16 protein-coding genes are annotated in these 21064 nt (G+C 45.3%); 6 read left to right on the top strand and 10 right to left on the bottom strand.

The window, feature by feature from the left end; all coding sequences use genetic code 11:
- The first annotated feature begins 116 nt into the window (after nucleotides 1-116).
- Both AC3FZD_RS09400 and AC3FZD_RS09395 read left to right on the top strand, forming a co-directional pair.
- A complete protein-coding gene (locus AC3FZD_RS09400) occupies nucleotides 117-2096 on the top strand; it encodes a response regulator (RefSeq protein ID WP_488739885.1) in 1980 nt (659 codons plus the stop codon).
- A gap of 19 nt (nucleotides 2097-2115) precedes the next feature.
- Nucleotides 2116-4002, top strand: a complete 1887-nt coding sequence (locus tag AC3FZD_RS09395; protein ID WP_488739884.1) for a response regulator — start codon at nucleotides 2116-2118, stop codon at nucleotides 4000-4002.
- 4 nt (nucleotides 4003-4006) lie between these two features.
- Here the strand turns inward: AC3FZD_RS09395 and AC3FZD_RS09390 are convergent, their stop codons facing one another.
- Nucleotides 4007-4465: an Lrp/AsnC family transcriptional regulator gene (locus tag AC3FZD_RS09390; protein WP_488739883.1), complete on the bottom strand. Its 459-nt coding sequence runs from the start codon at nucleotides 4463-4465 to the stop codon at nucleotides 4007-4009.
- Nucleotides 4466-4586: 121 nt separating this feature from the next.
- On the opposite strand from AC3FZD_RS09390, the gene AC3FZD_RS09385 reads away from it, so the two are divergent.
- Nucleotides 4587-5213, top strand: coding sequence for a LysE family translocator (locus AC3FZD_RS09385; protein WP_488739882.1), 627 nt, complete (start codon nucleotides 4587-4589; stop codon nucleotides 5211-5213).
- On the opposite strand, the gene thyX is transcribed toward AC3FZD_RS09385, so the two are convergent.
- Nucleotides 5202-7178, bottom strand: coding sequence for an FAD-dependent thymidylate synthase (gene thyX, locus AC3FZD_RS09380; protein WP_488739881.1), 1977 nt, complete (start codon nucleotides 7176-7178; stop codon nucleotides 5202-5204). The genes AC3FZD_RS09385 and thyX overlap by 12 nt on opposite strands.
- A gap of 106 nt (nucleotides 7179-7284) precedes the next feature.
- Nucleotides 7285-8685, bottom strand: coding sequence for an FAD-dependent oxidoreductase (locus tag AC3FZD_RS09375; RefSeq protein ID WP_488739880.1), 1401 nt, complete (start codon nucleotides 8683-8685; stop codon nucleotides 7285-7287).
- 275 nt (nucleotides 8686-8960) lie between these two features.
- Between AC3FZD_RS09375 and lepB the strand changes: the two genes are divergently transcribed.
- Complete coding sequence (lepB, locus tag AC3FZD_RS09370) at nucleotides 8961-9647, top strand: signal peptidase I (protein WP_488739879.1); 687 nt, start codon at nucleotides 8961-8963, stop codon at nucleotides 9645-9647.
- Here lepB and AC3FZD_RS09365 read toward each other — a convergent pair whose 3' ends face one another.
- The 6 genes from AC3FZD_RS09365 to serS all read right to left on the bottom strand — a co-directional run bounded on the left by AC3FZD_RS09365 (nucleotide 9648) and on the right by serS (nucleotide 18337).
- On the bottom strand, nucleotides 9648-11201 hold the full coding sequence (locus AC3FZD_RS09365; protein WP_488739878.1) for a hypothetical protein: 1554 nt from the start codon (nucleotides 11199-11201) through the stop codon (nucleotides 9648-9650).
- A 65-nt stretch (nucleotides 11202-11266) separates the two neighbouring features.
- Nucleotides 11267-12160 carry a hypothetical protein gene (locus AC3FZD_RS09360; protein WP_488739877.1) on the bottom strand — a complete coding sequence of 298 codons (894 nt, stop codon included), beginning with the start codon at nucleotides 12158-12160 and terminating at the stop codon, nucleotides 11267-11269.
- Between the two features lie 171 nt (nucleotides 12161-12331).
- Nucleotides 12332-15091 (bottom strand): tetratricopeptide repeat protein, encoded by a 2760-nt coding sequence (locus tag AC3FZD_RS09355; RefSeq protein WP_488739876.1) that lies wholly within the window; start codon nucleotides 15089-15091, stop codon nucleotides 12332-12334.
- Between the two features lie 184 nt (nucleotides 15092-15275).
- Entirely contained in the window at nucleotides 15276-15599 is a 324-nt protein-coding gene (locus AC3FZD_RS09350; protein WP_488739875.1) for a hypothetical protein, read from the bottom strand.
- 306 nt (nucleotides 15600-15905) lie between these two features.
- Nucleotides 15906-16997: an RIP metalloprotease RseP gene (gene rseP, locus AC3FZD_RS09345; RefSeq protein WP_488739874.1), complete on the bottom strand. Its 1092-nt coding sequence runs from the start codon at nucleotides 16995-16997 to the stop codon at nucleotides 15906-15908.
- 59 nt (nucleotides 16998-17056) lie between these two features.
- On the bottom strand, nucleotides 17057-18337 hold the full coding sequence (serS, locus tag AC3FZD_RS09340; protein WP_488739873.1) for a serine--tRNA ligase: 1281 nt from the start codon (nucleotides 18335-18337) through the stop codon (nucleotides 17057-17059).
- A 71-nt stretch (nucleotides 18338-18408) separates the two neighbouring features.
- Between serS and AC3FZD_RS09335 the strand changes: the two genes are divergently transcribed.
- On the top strand, nucleotides 18409-18858 hold the full coding sequence (locus AC3FZD_RS09335) for a Crp/Fnr family transcriptional regulator (protein ID WP_488739872.1): 450 nt from the start codon (nucleotides 18409-18411) through the stop codon (nucleotides 18856-18858).
- Between the two features lie 51 nt (nucleotides 18859-18909).
- Here AC3FZD_RS09335 and AC3FZD_RS09330 read toward each other — a convergent pair whose 3' ends face one another.
- Complete coding sequence (locus tag AC3FZD_RS09330) at nucleotides 18910-19254, bottom strand: 2Fe-2S iron-sulfur cluster-binding protein (protein ID WP_488739871.1); 345 nt, start codon at nucleotides 19252-19254, stop codon at nucleotides 18910-18912.
- Between the two features lie 88 nt (nucleotides 19255-19342).
- On the opposite strand from AC3FZD_RS09330, the gene cimA reads away from it, so the two are divergent.
- Entirely contained in the window at nucleotides 19343-21019 is a 1677-nt protein-coding gene (gene cimA, locus AC3FZD_RS09325) for a citramalate synthase (RefSeq protein WP_488739870.1), read from the top strand.
- Nucleotides 21020-21064 lie beyond the last annotated feature (45 nt).

Below are 21064 nucleotides of genomic sequence, written 5' to 3'. Positions count from 1 at the left end.
CCTTTATTGTAAGTCTCTATGGATATTTTTGCCATAAATAGGGCGATCCCTGGCGGTAAAGGAAGAATTCTCCTATAAAGGTTCTGTTGTTTAAAGATCAATCGAGGGCTAATTTTATGACTTCTAATCGAGCCATCCTCTGCGTCGATGATGAGCCAAGTATTTTAGATAGCTTAAAGCGACAACTGAAAACTTGGTTAACATCGGGTTACTTAATTGAACAAGCTGAAAGTGGTATGGAAGCCCTAGAAATTGCCGAAGATTTTCTACTGGATAAAATTGATATTGCTTTAATTATCTCAGATCATATGATGCCGGAAATGTCTGGGGATGAACTATTGATTAAAATTCATGAGTTGTCTCCTAAAACTTTAAAAATCTTATTGACGGGTCAAGCCAGTGCTGATGTGGTCGGAAGAGTTGTTAATCATGCTAAATTATACCGTTATATTGCCAAACCCTGGGATGGGGAAGATTTAAAGTTAACCGTGATTGAGGCCTTACGCAGTTACGATCAAGATCAAAAATTAGCTCGACAAAATAAAAGATTACAACTTATTAATTCAGAACTGACAGAGCTGAATCAGGATCTGGAGAAAAAAGTCTATCAAAGAACTCAAGAATTAGAACTTGCCAAACAAACCGCAGAATTAGCCAATCGGGCTAAAAGCGAGTTTTTGGCGAACATGAGTCATGAACTACGATCGCCCCTAAATGTAATTTTAGGCTTTTGCCAATTAATGGAGCGTTCCCTTTCTTTGCCAGTAGAACATCAAGAAAATGTCCGCATTATGAATCGCAGTGGACAACATCTATTGACCTTGATTAATAATGTGTTGGATTTGTCTAAAATCGAATCTGGGAGAATGACTTTAGAGGAAAGTTGTTTTGATTTTATGAGGATGATTAATGATTTAGAAGATATGTTTAAGCTCAGAGCAGAACAGAAAAATATAGAATTACTTTTTTCGATTTCCCCCCAAGTGCCAGCCTATATTTGTGCAGATCAAGTAAAATTACGTCAAATTTTAATTAACTTACTCAATAATGGACTAAAATTCACCCAAAAAGGCCAAGTCATTCTCCGAGTTTTACCGATCGATAATCCGCCAGCACCATCAGCCAAAAAAGTAGTTTTGCAAGTGGAAGTAGAAGATACAGGGCCGGGAATCGATCCGGAAGACCAGCCCAAACTATTTGAAGCCTTTGTACAAAGTAAAACGGGAAAAATTTCTCAAGAGGGAACCGGTTTAGGCTTGACCATTGCCCAAAAGTTTGTACAATTAATGAATGGCACAATTACCCTTGAAAGCAAAGTCGGTTATGGCAGTAAATTTCAGTTTACTATTGAAGTGTCTAGGGTTGATTTAGAGCAAGTCATCCCTAGTAGTGGAAACTGTAGAGTAGTGGGTTTAGCTCCAGACCAGCCCGTATATCGAATTTTGATTGTGGACGATCAATGGGAAAATCGCCAACTTCTGTTACATTTTTTAGCCCCCATTGGTTTTGAAGTCCAAACAGCAGAAAATGGCTCCCAAGCAATCGCCATTTGGGAAACATGGAAACCTCACTTAATTTGGATGGACATCCGGATGCCTGTCATGAATGGAGAGGAAGTGACTGAGTATATTAGAGCCAATACACCCTCTACAGACCCGCCTCCTATTATTATTGCCTTAACCGCAAGCATCTTAGAACAGGAAATTGACCATATACTGAGGGTAGGCTGTAATGACTGTGTACTAAAACCCTTTACAGAAGATCAGATCTTTGAAAAAATTGCCCAATATTTAGGGGTACGTTATATTCATAGTTATCATTCAGAAAAACCGAGGCAAGCATCCATTACCGGTTCTGTATCCCCATTTATTCTTAAACCCCATAGTCTTAAGGTCATGCCCCACGAGTGGCGAAAGCAATTGTATGATGCTGCGGATGCCATTGATGACGATCGGCTTTTGCAATTGATTGACCAAATTCCTGAGCAATATTTTGCTCTGGCTAGAGCGCTCACTGATTTAGTAAAAACCTTTCGCTGCGATCAAATTTTAAATTTGATCGAAGAGACAGATCTTGATAGTGTTAATTTAGATTAGGAGATAGTTTTTAAAAGCTGTGGATACTTATAAAGGTAATATTTTAATTGTTGACGATCAACTGGAAAATCTCCAGGTATTATCTCAAACTTTATCCGAAGCGGGATACAAAGTTAAGGGAGCAGTGAAAGGGGAAATGGCCCTAAGAGCTTCGCGATCTGGAAACTTGGATTTAATTCTTTTAGACATTAAGCTGCCTGATATGGATGGCTATGAAATTTGTCAGCAGCTTAAAGAAGATGAACAAACTCAGAATATTCCCATCGTTTTTGTCAGTGCCTTAGATGAAGTCCTGGATAAAGTGAGAGCGTTTCAAGTCGGGGGAGTAGATTACATTACCAAACCATTTCAGGTAGAAGAGGTTTTAGCTCGCATTCAACATCAGTTGACGATTCGACGACTGCAAAATCAATTGCAAGAGCAAAATAAAACCCTACAACAGGAAATTCAAGAGCGTAAAAAAGCTGAAGAAGAAGCAGCAGCAGCATCTAAGGCAAAAAGCCAATTTTTAGCCAATATGAGTCATGAGCTGAGAACCCCTTTAAATTCTATTTTAGGGTTTACTCAAGTGATGCTTCGCGATTATCAAGTGGATGATGAACAGCGAGAATATTTAGAGATCATTAATCGAAGTGGGGAGCATTTATTAGATTTAATTGATGATATTTTAGATCTGTCTAAAATTGAAGCTGGAATTATTCATTTAAACGAGAAAGATTTAGACCTTTACTCTTTATTAGATGGATTAGAGGATTTATTTCAAGTTAGGGCAGAATCTAAAAAAATCATCCTAGAATTTAATGTTGATCCACAAGTTCCTCAGTACATTCAAGCGGATGAGCAAAAATTGCGGAGTTGCTTGATTAATTTAATTGGCAATTCCATTAAATTTACTGAAGTAGGTCGCGTGCAATTGAGCGTTAATTTAAAAACAGATCCAGATCGATCCGATCTTGAATTCCAGGTCAGTGATACAGGCCCAGGTATTTCTGAAGAAGAACAACAGGATTTATTTAAGGCTTTTGTACAAACCTCAACGGGGCTTAAATCAGCTCAAGGGAGTGGTTTAGGATTATCCATTACGGAGAAGTTTGTGCGTTTAATGGGGGGGGAGATTTCGGTTAGGAGTGAGGTGGGAATAGGAACTGTCTTTCTGTTTCACATGCCCCTGAAACTAGGCAGTCAATTTTCACCTTTATTAAAGGAACGGGACGATCTGCAAGTAGCCCGTTTAAGTCCGGATCAAAAAACTTATCGGATCTTAGTGGTTGATGATACCCCAGAAAATCGCAAGCTGTTGGTTAAGTTGCTCGACCCAGTGGGGTTTGAAGTGATGGAAGCTAGTCATGGTCAAGAAGCGATCGCTCTGTGGATTGATTGGCAACCTGACTTGATTCTGATGGATACTCGGATGCCGATTATTGATGGTTTAGAAGCAACTCGTATCATTCGAGAGCAAGAACGGCAGAAGGGTTTACAAGCAACCGTAATTATTGCCCTAACGGCCAGTGCTTTTGAAGAGAGACGAGCAGAGATTATCCAAGCTGGTTCTGATGATTTTATTTGTAAACCTTTTAAGAGTCGGGTGATTTTTAATAGTTTATCCCGTTATTTAGATGCTTCTTATATTTATGAAGCGATGCCCCAATCGAAAAGGAAGCTTAAAAAACATCGGAGACGCAGCGATCCTTTGTGGTCAGAAGAGTTGAATCAAGTTGTCCAAACCTGGATAGAAACCCTCTATTATGCAGCTAGGGAAGTGAATGAAGAACGGGTGGCTGAGTTGATCAAGGAGATTGCTCCTACTCATCAGGATTTATCTGAAGCCCTGACGGCGTTGTTTGAAAATTTTCGCTTAGATATTATTATGCAAATCACTCAGGATTATTTGGAGCGATCGCCATAACTTATTAACTCCCTAGGATTCCCCGTCTAGGAAGCGGTGATGAGAGAATAATAGAGGTGGAGGTTTGCCCAAATTGACTGAGTTGATTGATAATCTCCTCTAAGTGCCTCATCGAAGATACGGTCACTTCCATGAAGAATGAAACATTACCGGTAACATGGTGACAGGATCGCACTTCCGGTAAGGCTTGAATGACGGCTAAGATCTGCGGATATTGCTGGGGCGTTGTGGTTAGGGCAATAATGGCAGAAATAGGATAGGCCACTTTTTCCGGATTCACCTGGGCATGGTATCCGGTAATGATACCTGTTTCTTCCATGCGCTTTACCCGTTCCGCGATCGCCGGAGCAGACAACCCTACCTTTCTCCCCAACTCCGCAAATGAGATTCTCCCTTCCCCTTGCAAGATTTCTAGGATTTGCCATCCCGTCGAATCTAACAGTTTTTCTGAATCGAAAGTCATCTTTCTATTTTACCTTATATTCTGCAAAAAATCAAGTCATTTACCTTTTATTTCCCCTTCAAATCTCTCTGTGACTTAGGTATCCTAAACCAGAACAGTAGCAACCCCTTCCCCATTCCCCATGGAACTTGCAGTTATTCTCAAAGGATTAATCATCGGTTTTTCCATTGCCGCACCCGTTGGCCCTATTGGTATTTTATGTATCCGGCGCACTTTAACCCAAGGTAAAATGGCCGGATTAATCTCCGGTTTAGGTGCAGCCACTGCCGATGGTTTCTATGGCTGTATTGCAGCATTAGGATTAACCTTTATCTCCAATCTCTTAATCGAACATCAAATTGGACTACGCCTGATAGGTGGACTTTTTCTCTGTTATTTAGGAGTGCAAACTTTTCGCTCATCTCCCAGCGAAAAAGAAGCCAAAATTGACGGTAAAACCCTATGGCGTGCCTATGTTTCCACCCTATTTTTAACCCTAACCAATCCCCTGACCATTCTCTCCTTTGCCGCCATTTTTGCCGGACTTGGAGCCGGAAATAGCTATGGACAAGGATTAGCCTTTCTCCTCGTTTTAAGTGTCTTTTCTGGATCGGCACTCTGGTGGTGTGTGCTGGTTACCGGTATGGGCTTAATGAAACATAAAATAACCCCCAATCGTTTGCGCTGGATTAACCGCATTTCCGGCATTATTTTATCCGGATTTGGATTAGTTGCCCTCTGGAGCATCATTTTTAGACTAGGGGGATAACTTCGCCTTTTTCAGGCGGTTTTTCTCATACCATTGCGCCACTTCAGGCATCCAATTTTGGAAATGAGGAAATATATGTTCGCAGAGTTTTTGGCATTCAAGTTGAGCATCAAGCTTATATCTTAAGTCTAACAGATGCATCAGCGATCGCCCATTCAAAGAGACCACAAAATGTTGTCTAACATCAAAAGGGATAATTCCCCGTGCATGTTCTTCCGATATGCCATTCTCCACCATTTGCTGATACCGTTTTGCGGCTTGCAAACACCACTCTAAATCTGATTGTCGCTGTTCTTCGGTATAGGTATAATGCTTCCCTTGACGATTACTATATTCTCCCACTGGACGGAGATAAAACACCTCTTCAATGGGTTTTAAACCTTGAGCTGCTTGTATAATTCGCGATCCTGTATAGCGGTTGGAATTATGCACTACCATATCATTTGCAACAAAATTATGCCAGTTTCCTGAAACTTCTAAATCATAGGTCATTTGCTCTCCTAAATACTCAACTTTTACAATCTTTACCGGATGAGCTTTAAGTTGATTCCCTGGAGGACTGGGCTTACTCTGCCAAGATTTAGGCTCCACAATCGGTTGATAATTTTGAGCAAATTCTTCCTCTTGATTATGATGATGAATCTTTTCGTGACAAAACTTACAGAGTGTAATCAGATTATCGAACTCATAAGCCAAACTCTCATTCGCATAAACAGGGACTAAATGATGAGCATGTAATTGTCCTCCACGTTCTCCACAACACTGACAAATATAATCAAACTTTTGGTGAACTTGAGCAGCAATTTCTCTTGTCCATGCGCCAATTTTCTGACGTTCATTAGACGTACCTCCTTTCCAAAAATTAGATTCCGATCCTCGTCGGGTATATTTCCTTGCATTATCTCGACGTTTTTGTTGGCTCTCTGGTGATAGATTAAGATGATAGCCAGTTTTCCCCTTATTCCAGGGATTCTTTTGGCCTTTGGGACGCTTATTCAACGATAGTCCATACCAATAAATCCACTTTTTAATGGCTTCTATCGAACAATTACACAAATGTGCCATCTCATCAACATGAAGACCTTCCGCCAATTTTTCCTGTAACCATTCTCGGTCACGATAGAGAGGGTTAATTCCCAAATTTTCTTGCTCATCGGTGGAAAAAACAGCACTTACTCTCTCTTCAATCCAATCTTTTTCCCGATACAAGCCATTGTCATTAACTGGTATCCCATTACACATAACCGCAGCGTCTTTAGTCAGGTTAATTATACAACTATCCTCTCCAGTCACTAACCCCACTGCTTCACCCATGGTTTGCCAACCTTCTGAAGTCAATAGGCGATGATTGACCGTACAATCAAGAGTTTTCCCATTTTCCAAAGTCATGCGATAAACCGGTTGAATGCCTTGACAGATGACTTGTTCGATATGTCCGACTTCAAACAAACCGCTGTCCTCGTTTAAAACTCGTAACCGCATCTTTTGGAGTCTCTTTTTACAATCACGGCGATATTCTCCAGGGGGTTCACCCTTTCGACCCCTAATTTGTCTTGAACGAATTGCTTGTTCGCCATTGTGCCAGAGGTCATATAATTCTCCGATAGTTTTTCTAAGCTTTTTGCTGCTTTCACCATTACAATTGACAAAGGTAACTTCAGTATTGGCAGCGAGACACTGTACATCGAACGAGATTCCGACCCGATGAGTCCGTACCTGTTGCATGACACTGTGAGGAAAATAACCGCAATTCAAGACAATTTGAGGATGTTCTAAGGGGCCATAATGTCCCCGACCCCCAGATAATAAATGTTTAACAATCAATTCTCCCGCTTTAGATTCATTCGGCCATTCTTCTCGTTCATCATAAACCAGATTTTCACTATAATCTTGATGCATCGCCGCATAAATCACCTGTTGAGGATTGGGGATTTTAGAAATAACTTCAACTCTAAATTTATCCATGAGATCGGCGACCTTCGCAATGACTTATCCTAATAATAATCTACTGGCGTAACAGTGCAAATATTCACTCCCCCCATTCCCCCATTCCCCCATTCCCCCATTCCCCTCATCCCCGTTTCCAGGATAGCCACCACTTGAGAAAGGTTTGAGACCAAGAGGATTGGTGAAACTGCTGAAGTTGCCAGCGATCGCCCACTCTCGCCAGCAGTTGTGATACACTGCCGAAAACTCCCGGACTCTCCTGCAATCCTTGCAGCTTGATCCGATGGTGAAGGGCTAGACTCAGGGATTGAATGACTTCTTCTGCTCTAGTTCCCAACACCGTCGCCCCCAAAATCGTACCATCCGGTTGCACAATCACTTTAATAAATCCAGTAATTTCCCCAGATAAAACTGCCGCCGGATTAGTTTTTAAATCCTCTTGAATGACCTGGACATCCCCATATCGCCGTCTTGCCCCAGCTTCCGTTAACCCCACTCTGGCTAAGGTTGGCTTGCTATAAATGCTATAAGGTAACTGCTGATAATCCAGGGTAAAGAAAGGAAAAAACAACGCATTTTTAGTTGCAATTTTCGCCTCATATAAGCTCAGATGAGGTAAGGGATATCCCCCTAAAATATCTCCACAAGCATAGATTTTTGGGTTCGTAGTTTGTAGCTTATTATTAACCCTTAAATACTGATTTGTCCAGTCTACTCCTAGTAACTCCAAGGTGGGCGCGGGAAACGGCAGAGCAGGAGGAGTCACGAGTAAAACCCGATCAAAAGCGATCGCCCGATTACCAACTTGTAACCAGGTTTTGCCCTCAATTATTCGCCCTTGAGCCACCTGAGTTTCCGCTAAAATCTCCACTCCCAGCGCCTCCAGTTGGGATTGAATCAGATTAGCCGCTTCCGGTTCTTCCTGGGGCAAAATTCCCGCATCTTCCGTAATCAGGGTTACCTTAGACCCCAACTCTTGGAACAGATGCGCCAACTCAATACCACGAGGATTGGAGCCAATAATCGCCAAAGAAGAGGGTACAGACTGCAAACTCGCTAAACTCTTGGGAGTCAGATAACCCGTACTCGCCAACCCCTCAATCTCAATCCTAGGCTGAGTTGGAGGAGCCAACAAATAGGTAGAAGAGAGCAAACGACGGTTACTTAACGCCACTGCAATCTGTCCCTGTTTTTCCTCAAACTCCGCCCCCTCCTGAATCAAATCAATCCCCAACTGTTCCAGAGCAGTAGGAGAATCAATCAGTGCCAACGTCTCCACCCCAACTTGCACCCATTGGCGCAACCGTTCATAGGACAGAGCCTCACCATCCCTCATCGGATACCGTCCATTTTGCCCCGATCGCAACGGTAGGGGTAAGGTTAAGCAATCCTGGAAACTGTAGCCGTGGGAAGTCTCTGGCGGCAAAATCAGAGCAACTCTAGCCCGGTATTGTGCCGCCCTTACTGCCGCATAGGTTCCCGCAGGAGACCCCCCCCAAATAATCAGATCGTAGTCAACAGACACAATAAGCGGCGATCGGATAAAGGAACTTTCCCAAACTTCTACACTTCAAACCCAGTCATCCCTAATCCCAACTCCCTTGGACAAATCCGTAGTAAAAAGAACTTGCACAGGGTTGATTACGGATTCAGCACAAGTAGACAGAATAGGAAACTTACAGATAACATCGTTAGAACCTATTGTATTCTAGCGGTACACTAAAACAAGCTCCTGATTATAACAGGCACTCTCTGACTCTCAGTCTGTGCCTCTCCCTTGCTTCAACTTCGTCCTAACCTATGACTCGTGTGAACCAACCCAACTCTGACCAGAATACCAACCCGACTCCCGAAAATCCTTGGATTGAGGGACTCAAAACCATTGGACTGGCCGCCATTCTGGCCATTGGGATTCGTCATTTTGTCGCCGAAGCCCGTTATATTCCCTCCGGGTCAATGTTACCCACATTGCAATATCAACCCACCAACGATCGCCTCATTATCGATAAACTGGGTTATCGGTTTAGCGATCCCAAACGGGGGGATATCATTGTCTTTTCCCCCACAGACAAGATGAAGGAAAAAGACCCCAATTTCAAAGATGCTTTAATTAAGCGAGTTATTGGTTTACCGGGGGATAAAATTGAAATTCTCAACGGGCAAATTTATATCAACGATCGCCCCTTAGAAGAACATTATGTGGCCTCTGATATTAACCCCTCCGCCCAGATTACCGAGACCTCCGATCACCAATTTACCACCGTAGAAGTTTGTCCCCCCGATCAACAATTTCTCGATCAACCCCAAATCGTGCCTCAAAACTCCTATGTGGTATTAGGCGATAATCGCAACAGCAGTTATGATAGTCGCTGCTGGGGGCCCGTACCGCGCAAAAACATCATTGGTCGCGCCGTGCTTCGCTTTTGGCCCTTGGGACGGTTTGGAACCCTAGATGGAGTCCCCATCGATGCAGAAGAAGAAAGTTAATTAGTCCGTTCGTTTGGGTAAGAAAAGCCAAATGAGGACAAAAATAACTAAAGCGGCGATCGCCCCCAACAGGATACTCAAACCCACCGATTTTACAAAGGGATGCACAAGGGCAGCCTGGGCATCCCAAGGCATCAGAATAGGTTGTTCTTTGATCAGGGCATAGCTGCTGGCAATTACACTAGCAGCCGCCATGCCCCCACCAACCACCCCAATAGTAATATTTAAGTTGCGGCTATCAATAGACTCTTGTTTATTGCTGTCTTTAATCTCTCCTTCTAGCATCACCAACTTATTTTGCAAGTCCTTGCTTTCCCGGACTTGAGCCGCCATATCTTCGTGTAATTTCCGGCTAATTTCCACTTGTTCCACTAACCGTTCTTCCAGAGCGCGATTCGCTTCAATTTGCTCAATCTCTAACATCCCGCGAATCGTGGCAATCATTTCTTGAAACAGGTTTTGACCCGCGAGTAAATAATTTAAGTCAGTTTCGATTTGTTGCAGATAAGTATGTTTCGCTAAGTCCAGAAAAGAGTCCCAAAACGGTAAACAATCATCCGTCAACTTAGCCTGGTTAATCTCTGCTAATGCCATCTGAAAATTCTTGATATTGGTGTCTGTCGTGTTGTAGCACTCCCGCAAAAGGCGCAGGGTTTGGCTATACTCAAATCCCAGCTTACGGATCTCTTTAAGCAAAGTCTTCAAACCTTTTAAGCGTTCATTATCATCCGTTTCTTGCTCGATTTCACCAAATTTAGGGATTTTTTTCTCTAGCTGACTCCCTAAGATTTGCGCTTCTCGGTAATAGTCTTTCGACTGTTGAGTTGTGAACAGAATTTTATGGCGATAGCACAGCAGATTTTTTAGGGATTGGTTGCAGCTATCATCAAAGTCAGATAAGCTCTTTTCTTTGAATTTTAGCCAGACTAAAATATAGGTATTTTCAGCTTCGTAGAGGAACAGGGGACTACCGAACAATTGCCCCTGTTGCAGTTGAATATCCTTCACTTTAATCTCAGGAAAAATCTCAGGAAATAAGCCAGAAATGCTCTCCTGAGCTAGATCTTCATAGGCGTTGAAAGGAATCCATTGGCTCGGTTCCGCATAGAGGAAAAAACTTTGACCTAAAGATGGTTTTAGGGTAGAATAGGAAAAGACATTATTGGGATTAAACCCCTGAAGTCGATCGCAAGTAATCGCCACTTCCCCATAAGATTTAGGGGGCAACAATGTCAGTTCGGCTGAATAGACATCCTGGAACTTTTCCGCTCGAAATGTGCCTTTTACTGGCAGATTTTCCGTGATGTAAATGTGGCTCAATTTGAGGGAGCGCTGGCCTTTAATTAAGTCTTGCCAGATTTCATTGGGTTCAACCGGATGCAGATTATCGCGAAAAGTTCTCAGCTCTTCACTATTCAAGGCATCAGCTACGGTTGTGGCAAAGGTTTGCCAGAGTACCTCGGCATCTTTTGCGGGCGCTTGATACCCTTGGTCAAAATCTGACCAAAAGTGGAAAGCATACAGGGTGAAAATAGGATTTTTGATATCGGACATTTTTAATTGATGATGATTTGCTGTAGGGGCGGGTTTTACCAAAATCTAGAATACCCACAAATATCTTATCTAAACCCGCCCCATTCCCCCATTTCCAAACCTGATTCTTGCAACGTCTGAGTTAACAGGGAAGTAAGCCCAAGAAACTCCGCCCATTGTTTAAGATACACCCAATCAAGAGATGAACGTTGCAATTTCAAAACCCCTAACACATCTCGCCATTGCTTCTGAGACTGCATTCCGGTAAGTTTGTACCAATGCAATTTTTGTAGCACAATATCTTCCGGTGAGTACAGATAAAGTTCAATTTTGGGGTCATCAGCCACCTGATACGGCTGACGGCGACTAAATTTAGAGTAGGAAAATTCATCCTTGGGGAGAACAAAGAAATCGACTTTTTCGGCGGATAATAAATGAATTGCGTTAAAGGAAGATTGGCAATGAATCGCTTCTATAACTGTTCCTTCATTAAGGTAGAATTCTGCCGACATTGCCGCAACTAAGGCAGGAACTTTAACGGTTTCAAGATCGATAACCAGGTCTAAATCTTGAGTGGAGCGCTCTTCTCCCCATAGGGAACTTGCTACCGAGCCACCCACCATATAGGGAATCTCTAAATCATTGAGAAGATGGGATATTTTTTGCGCTAAGGAAATGGGATCTAATATCATTGCTTTATCTTTAACTGTATCAGTCAGTTTAGGCAAGTCAAAGCTGAGGAGCTTTTGGTTTACATAGGTTTGGATAAGTTTGGGTTGAGAAGAATTAGGAAATGTTCTCTTCAGGGAAAAGAGAGCCATTTTCCTGACTGATTGATTAAAGGTTTTGACTCGTTGCGTTTTTTCGACGGAGGAAAATTGACGCAGTTTTTCAAAGAGCAGAATATCAGCATCAATGCTGGTGTCTTCTGCTTGGGGTTTGTAGCCAGGGAGAGGTTTAGGAATGGGTATGGATGGCATTAGCATTTAATCTTCTGGTGAGGGATGAGAAACCGGGTTGCCCTCTCCCTTTCATGTCCCCTCTCCCTAAATCCCTCTCCCACGGGAGAGGGACTTTTTTCTCCCCTTCTCCCGTGGGAGAAGGGGCTGGGGGATGAGGGCACAAGTTTCTGGGTTGCTGCGTGGGTTCAGCTACTGTTGTTTCTCGTTGGTTTGGCCTAATCGGTTGAGGTTTTCGATATATTTTTCGTAAGCTTTTTTAACGATTTCTTCTGGTGTTTCTTCCTCTTCATTGGCATCGTTGGGCCCCATTTGGCTGAGGTCGTTTTCGATGTTTTCTTCTACATTTTTATGGGTTTCGCACCAAGCCTTAATTTTGTTGGCCATGGTTTCTAGGCTGTCCGTGGGTTGGAGATCTAAGCCTTGAATTTGGTCTAAAAAGGGGAGTTCGTAGAAGTCGAATAGGTTGGTGAAGGCTTTGACAATAGCTTCGTTGGTGGCATTTTCGGGGATAGACATAGTGCGTAAGGCCTCTTCTATGTTTTGGGTGGTGAGGGTGAGGGGTTGGGTTTCGCCGATGAGGGTAAACCCAGACCAGGATTCGGGTTTGGGAAACCGGGTTTTGGTTTTGAGCATAGCATGACGGAGGGCGGAGGCGCGGTTTTTGCCGTTCGCCAGGTTTTGGTAAAATTCCGTCATCAGGACTTTGGCGGCTGGTGCGCCAATGTTCCAGAGGGAGACAACGAGACTGGGAACTCCCGCGAGAATGAAACAGCGAGATAGGCCGATAATGCCATCGCCAGTAATTTTACCTTTGCCGGTGCTACAGGCGCTGAGGACAACAATCTCGGCGTTGAGTTGTTGGTCGAGAATTTCCGCCGCATTGAGAGCGCCATCGCTGTCAGCATCGGGAGCAAGGACAATAGTTCCGGGAATAGTTCCGGGAATGTCGCCCAGGTTGGTGTTTTCCGGTTGGTAGTCGTCCAGGAGTCCGTGGGCGAAAATATGGACGATGCGGGTTTGCAGCATTTCGGTGATGACGGCGACTTTGGTGGCACTGTCCCCCATGATGGGCAGGGTGTCGAGAATCGTGGCAATGGTTTGGGCGGCTTCCTGCATATACTCGTAGGAGCGCAGGTTGTAGGGGTTGTCTTGGAATTTGGGGTGCAGGGTGGGTTCAGCCACCACCAGGGCCTTTTTCTGGGTTTGGCGCAGGCGCTGCTGTTGGGCGCGGGTGGTCTCTAGGACTTGGATGGAGGGAGCGGTGAGGGGGGTATGGTCTTCGATCAGATAGCGCCCTTCTGGGTTCTGTAAGGCAGCGAAGGGAACCAAATAGAGGGCATAGTGGGGAATGAAGATCACTCGCGCTTCGGGATCGGGGGGCAGGAGGTCGGCAATGGGGGCGATGAGGATCTCGTAGAGGTATTTCAAGTAACCGTTGCGGGGTTTTTCTTCGGGGTTGAGTTTCAGGTTTTTGCCGTCCTTGTCTTTTTCAGCGATGCCGATGGAGACTCGCGCCCGCAGAATCAGGGTTTCGAGGTTGTCGAGTTCGTCTTCAGTGATGGGGGAGCGCCGGAATTCGATGTTGCCCGTGGGTTGGATCACCCAGATGTAGAGTTCTTGAGAGACAATGGAGTATTCTACCAGGGTGGCGTTTTGGGTTTGGGCAACTTGGCGAATTTGAGGGGCGCTGATGTAAGGGTTACTCTCTTCGGGGAAGCGCTGTCTGAGCAAGTCGATAAAGGCACGAGTGCGCCCCCGCTCGGAGATTTCTAAGGCTTCGATGGGTTTGTCTTGGGCTACGAGGACTTCTTCCAGCATTCGGTAGGAGGAGCGCTGGGTTTCAAAGATGGAGATTTGATGGCTGTCTTGTAACCCGACTCGGATGGCTTCCCAAACGGTAAGCGATTCTCGCAGCACGGCTTCTGCTTCTGGGAATTGCTCGGTTTTTTGCAGAGCTACACCGAGATTATTGAGGGAAATTGCCTCTCCCTGGCGATCGCCGATTTCCCTAGCTATAGTTAAAGACTGCTCGTGGAAGGCGATCGCTCTTTGGTATTGCCCTAATGAATCGTAGGCATTGCCCAGACTTCCCAGGGAAGCTGCCTCTCCCTGGCGATTTCCGATTTCCCTTTTTATAGTTAAAGACTGCTCATGGAAGGCGATCGCTCTTTGGTATTGCCCTAATGAATAGTAGGCAATGCCCAGATTTCCCAGGGAAGCTGCCTCTCCCTGGCGATCGCCGATTTCCCTAGCTAGGGTTAAATACTGCTCGTGGAAGTCGATCGCTCTTTGGTATTGCCCTAATGAATGGTAGGCACTGCCCAGATTTCCCAGGGAAGCTGCCTCTCCCTGGCGATCGCCGATTTCCCTGGCTATGGTTAAAGTCTGTTCGAGGAAGGCGATCGCTTTTTGGTATTGCCCTAATGAATCGTAGGCAATGCCCAGATTTCCCAGGGAAATTGCCTCTCCCTGGCGATTTCCCATTTCCCTTTCTATGGTTAAAGACTGCTCGTGGAAGTCGATCGCTCTTTCGTATTGCCCTAATGAATAGTAGGCACTGCCCAGATTTCCCAGGGAAGCTGCCTCTCCCTGGCGATCGCCGATTTCCCTGGCTATGGTTAAAGTCTGTTCGAGGAAGGCGATCGCTCTTTGGTATTGCCCTAATGAACGGTAGGCAATGCCCAGATTTCCCAGGGAAGCTGCCTCTCCCTGGCGATTTCCGATTTCCCTAGCTAGGGTTAAAGACTGCTCGTAGAAGTCGATCGCTCTTTGGTATTGCCCTAATGAATGGTAGGCATTGCCCAGATTTCCCAGGGAATTTGCCTCTCCCCGGCGATCGCCGATTTCCCGATAGAGAGCGAGTGCCTGTTCCCAGGAGGCAATAGCTTCGCGAAACTGGCTTTTTTTGTACTGCTCTATGCCTTGGTTGAGTAGTTCGTCTGCATCCATAGGTCAATTAACAATTAACAATTAATAATGAACAATTAACAATGGGGTTTGATGGGTTGGGGGCGGGTTTTGGGAATTGATGGCTTGGTGTTCTAGATTTGGGTATAACCCGCCCCTACAGTTTAATTAACAATTAACAATTAATATGAAATAATAGATAAAAATATTCGTATCGAGTAAATATCTAGTCATCCCACTCTTGCCTGAGTTGCTTTTGGAAGACTAGAGGATCGATCCGTTGCGGGAGAAACCCAAACCCATCTGACGATAAATCATGCTTCTCACCCTTCGAGTCAGTTAAGGCTTGAGCCAAAACAGCAGCAGCCCCAGAGGAGTTACGCAACTTTTGAAGTGATGATTCACTCTCAGCCGTTGAAGATGCTCCATTCTTTTCGTTATGAGAGCCGGTGGTTTCGGCTTGAATGGAATTGAGGAGTGCTTGGACTAGATGCCAGCGATCGCCTATCGGTAATGCTAGGATGCGATCGCGTAGTTCCGGTAATGTCATTTCTTGCGTGCCACATCAACTATTTTTAGGATAGCGCGATCGGGTGAATTGAAACTTCAAAACGATAAGAGGGGTACGCGATACGACTTACAGCAGTTTTCGCTGCTATGGGGTACATTTTGATCCCCCTAAATCCCCCTTAAAAAGGGGGACTTTCTGATTCCCCCCCTTTTTAAGGGGGGTTGGGGGGATCTTTTTCGGCTGTACCTCATTACCGCGTAAAGTGCTGTAAGGAGTAATGGGTAATATCAAATTCTTTTTCTAATCGGTTGGGTTGAAGGAAGTCCAACCCAACCTCAAGGGATCTTACTCTAGAAGTTGTTGAATAAACTCCAATTGGGTCGTGTCGCGAATGATTAAGAAAATGCCTAAACCTAATAACAACATAATCCCGGTTTGCATCACATTTTCTTGGACTTTGGTGGGGAGGGGTTTACCGCGCAATCCTTCCACTAACAAAAAGGCTAATTGACCGCCATCGAGGGCTGGGAGGGGCAAGATATTTAAGACGGCTAAATTGACACTAATAATGGCGGCAAAAAAGGCTAAACTGCCGGAATCCGATCGCGCTAATTTTGCCCCTTCCTCTACAATTTTCACCGGCCCGCCCACCTGGCCGGCCATGGAGCTAAAATTGGTGATCAGTTGACCGAAACCTTGAACGGTTCGCACGACAATATCCTGGAACTGTTCAGCCGCTAAACCCAAGACTTCAAAGAGGCTTTGCGGCGATCGATAGGTGGGCGTACCATTGGGAAATAACTGTACACCAATGCGTCCTTTGCCATCGGGGCCCGCTTGGGGGGTCACTTGCAAGGGAATAACTCGCTCATCCCGCTTCACGGTTAATGCTAAGGGTTGATTAGGAGTCGATTGGATGGTTTCTTGGACGATACCAATGGCTGTTTCAGATGCGCCCAATTCCTGGCCATTGATGCTGAGAATAATGTCTCCAGCACGAATACCGGCTTGGGCGGCTGGGGTATCGGTGGAGAGAACTTGAGGCACTAAAACCCCTGGTTGATAATTGATGCCATTAGGAACCCCTTGAAAGCCAAACTGAAGTGCCAAAACCAGATAAGCAAAAATCAAATTGGCAATGACTCCGGCGCTAATGACGATCGCCCGGTCTAAGATGGGGCGATTATTGAGTAAGTTGGGGTCATCGGGGGGAATGGTGCTATCGGGGTCTTCATCGGGGAATCCCACAAATCCCCCTAGGGGGATGGCTCGAATCGCATATTCGGTTTCTGACCCCTGATATTTCCACAAAATGGGGCCAAAGCCTAGAGAAAACCGGTTGGCATGAATTCCCTGGAGGCGGGCGGCTAAAAAGTGGCCCAATTCATGCACAATAATTAAGACGACGAGAACTGCGATCGCTGCCAAATAACCCATAGGAGTTACTAAAAATTACCACTAAACAACACTATCTTCTTATTGTAGGCGCTAAATCCCTACAAAACCTCCCGACCTAAATAGGGTTGGAGCGCTTCCGGAATGGTAACCGTACCGTTGGGTTGCTGGTAATTCTCTAGGATAGCGGCCATCGTACGCCCGATCGCCAATCCCGATCCGTTTAAAGTATGTAAATATTGGGTTCCCTTTTTCTTGGCTTCCCGGAAGCGAATGTTACCGCGCCGCGCCTGAAAATCGCTACAGTTGGAACAACTGGAAATTTCCCGATATTTGCCAGAGGAGGGTAACCAGACCTCTAAATCGTAGGTTTTGACGGCGGAAAAGCCTAAATCTCCGGTACATAAGGCGATTACTCGATAGGGGAGTTTCAGCGCTTGCAGTATCGATTCCGCTTGCTGTACTAGGGTTTCTAACTCCTCTGCGGAGGTTTCTGGACGGACAAATTTAAACATCTCCACCTTATTAAACTGGTGCAGACGAATTAATCCCCTTGTATCCCGTCCATAGCTTCCTGCTTCTCGACGGAAACAGGGGGTAAAGGCGCAATGATAGAGGGGTAATTCATCGCTATTGAGGATTTCATCCCGATAAAGGCTGGTAATGGGGACTTCTGCGGTGGGAGTGAGCCAAAGATCGTCTTTTTCACATTTAAAGCTCTCTTCGGCGAATTTGGGCAATTGTCCCGAAGCGGTGAGGGAGTCGCTATTAATCAAGAATGGGGGCATAATTTCCGTATAGCCTGCCTGAATATGGCGATCGAGCATAAAGGAAATGAGCGCTCGCTCCAATGCTGCACCCGCTCCCATTAAGGTGACAAAGCGACTTTGGGCAATACGCACAGAACGCTCAAAGTTCAAGATTCCCAGTTGTTCCCCTATTTCCCAATGGGGGAGAATATCTCGATTCTGGGGTAAATATTCATCGCCCCAGCGCCGCACCTCTACATTTTCTTCCTCGCTCTTGCCCACTGGGGTAGAATCATCGGGAAGGTTGGGTAAGGGGAGCAATAACGCGGCTAATTGGGCTTTTAGCTCTTTTTCTTGGGGTTCCAGTTGTGCTAGTTCAGCCTTAACTTGGTTCCCTTCTTCCTTGAGCGCTTCGATTTCCGGAGATTGGGGAGCAATCCCTGATTGAATCTTTTGCCCCACCTGTTTGCCAATCTCGTTACTTTTGGCTTGCAGTTGGCTGCGTTGAGTTTCCAGATCCCGTTGTTGGCGATCGAGGTTTAAAATGGTCTCAAGGTCATAATCTGGCCCTCGACTGTTGAGTTTGGCTTGAACCTGTTGGGGATTGTCTCGGATTTGTTTAATGTCCAGCACCGGTTTTTCCTGTAAATGAAAGCTGACCCTACACTGATCAGAATATCATCCTGCTAGTCCGGTATACCCGTATGTTAGATCTCAATGAACGTTTGGCGATCGTCCGCAAAGTCCCAATTTTCCAGGAAATTGAGCATGAGGAAATTTTGGAACATCTCAATGCTGCTTTACTGGAGTTATGGTATCCTGCTGGTCATTTGATTCTGGATGAAGGCAGAAAGGGGGGATTACTGTATATTCTTTTGTCAGGGAAAGTTGAGGTGATCAAGGATCATGCGGTGTTAGCCCAACTGGGTAAGGGGGATTTTTTCGGCGAGATGTCGATTTTCAATGCGGCTCCCCTCTCCGCTTCGGTTCGAGCGGTGGAGGAGTGCGAGGTGCTTTTGTTAACTCAGCAACAGTTGTATGAGGCGATCGAGGTTTCCCCAGGGGTGGCGATCTATATTATCCGTATTTTGTGTAAGCGGGTGAATCAGATGAATCAAGCTTTATCGGAGTTTCAAGGGCAGCGATCGGGGTAATGAAAGAGAAAGAACTTTTACTCGAATAACAGCGCCAAGCGCTGTATAAGCCTATTCTTTCTTCTCTGGAGTCCAAACCGGTTGGTCTCCTTGTCCCCAAAAGCCATCAAACTTAGTCACGGAAACATCACCTAAGACCTGAGTCTGACAGGCCAAACGCAAGGGACGATCGCCGGAATGGGGAGGAAGCGATCGCCGGGTGCGATCGCGCCAATTCGCAGGCGATACCTCACCCTCCACCTGCACCGCACAAGTACCACAAGTCCCAATTCCTCGGCAATTAATCAACTTTGACTGGCCGTTATACACCTCAACCCCATGGGCCAAAAGCACCTGGCGTAAATTAGCTCCACTTTCACAAGTAATTTCCTGACCGGCCGCTTTAATCTTCACCATAATTTACATTTTCTCCCTAAACTCTGTCTCGACAATTTTCTACAATGAAGGACGAAATCCATAACCTGATGCAAGCGGGTTCAAAAGCATGACCACCCTATCCACCCCTCAACCCATCTGGATCTACGACACCACACTTCGAGATGGCGCTCAACGAGAAGGACTTTCCCTCTCCTTAGACGATAAACTACGCATCGCCCGCCGTCTAGACCAACTCGGTGTTCCCTTTATTGAAGGGGGTTGGCCAGGTGCAAACCCCAAAGATGTGCAATTTTTCTGGCATCTCAAAGAACAACCCCTCACCCAAGCAGCCCTAGTCGCCTTTTGTTCCACCCGTCGCCCCCATACCCCAGCAGCAGAAGACCCCATGCTACAAGCCATTCTCAGCGCGGGTACAGAATGGATCTGTTTTTTTGGCAAATCCTGGGATCTCCATGTCACCGAAGGATTACATACGACTTTAGAAGAAAACTTGGCCATGATTACAGATACGGCTAAGTATTTCCTCGCTCAAGGTCGCCGCCTTATGTACGATGCCGAACATTGGTTTGATGGCTATAAAAAAAATCCCCACTATGCCCTCTCTACCCTAGATGCTGCCGTACAAGCAGGGGCAGAATGGGTGATTTTATGCGATACCAATGGGGGCAACCTACCCCATGAAATCACCGCCATTGTGCGAGAGGTACAAGCCCATTTTCAGCAGCAAAACTATACCGTTAAACTGGGAATTCATCCCCATAATGACTCGGATACAGCCGTTGCTAATGCGATCGCCGCCGTCCAAGAAGGAGCGCAAATGGTGCAAGGAACCATCAATGGCTATGGCGAACGCTGCGGCAATGCTAACCTCTGTTCCGTCATTCCCAATTTGCAACTCAAACTCGGTTATTCCTGTTTACCCGAAGAGCAATTAGCCAAGCTCACCGAAACTAGCCGGTTTGTCAGTGAAGTAGTCAATTTAGCCCCCAATCATCATGCGCCCTTTGTTGGCCGTTCTGCCTTTGCCCATAAAGGAGGAATTCATGTCTCGGCTGTCGCCCGAAATCCTCTGACTTACGAACATTTACAACCCGAAAAAATCGGCAATCAACGGCGAATTGTAGTCTCCGATCAAGCGGGATTAAGCAACATTTTAGCTAAAGCCAGATCCTTTGGCATTGAGTTGGATAAACAAAACCCTGCCTGTCGGCAAATTTTAGAACGGCTCAAAGATCTGGAAAGTCAAGGCTATCAATTTGAAGGAGCAGAAGCCAGCTTTGAACTCTTAATGCGATCGGCTTTAGGACAAGCTAAATCTTGGTTTGAAATTAGAGGCTTCAATGTCCATTGTGACATGGGATCGCCCACAGTCGATCCGACTATGACCAGTAATGCTTTAGCCACCATAAAAGTGAGGGTCAATGAACGCAATTTCCTCGAAGTTGCCGAAGGAAATGGCCCCGTTGCTGCCCTAGATGCAGCCTTGAGAAAAGCCTTAGTGAAATTTTACCCAGAAATTGGCAGTTTCTATTTAACGGACTATAAAGTACGCATTCTCGATGGCACAGCCGGAACTTCTGCAAAAACCAGGGTATTGATTGAATCGAGTGATGGCTTAAATCGATGGACAACTGTGGGGGTATCTACTAACATTTTGGATGCCTCTTATCAAGCTGTGGTGGAAGGTCTGGAATATGGCTTACTTTTGGTTCATCAACATCAGGAAAAAGACAATCCTCAATCTATTGATATCATATCAAGTCCGGTTAAATCCCCGAATTGAACATCTAGGGAGCGAGACGCTCCCACTCCAGCCATATCAAAGGAT

It is taken from the genome of Roseofilum sp. KMC-1 (assembly GCF_057802075.1).
Note: the sequence above shows the minus strand (reverse complement) of the source record. Positions and strands in the feature narration are given on the sequence as shown.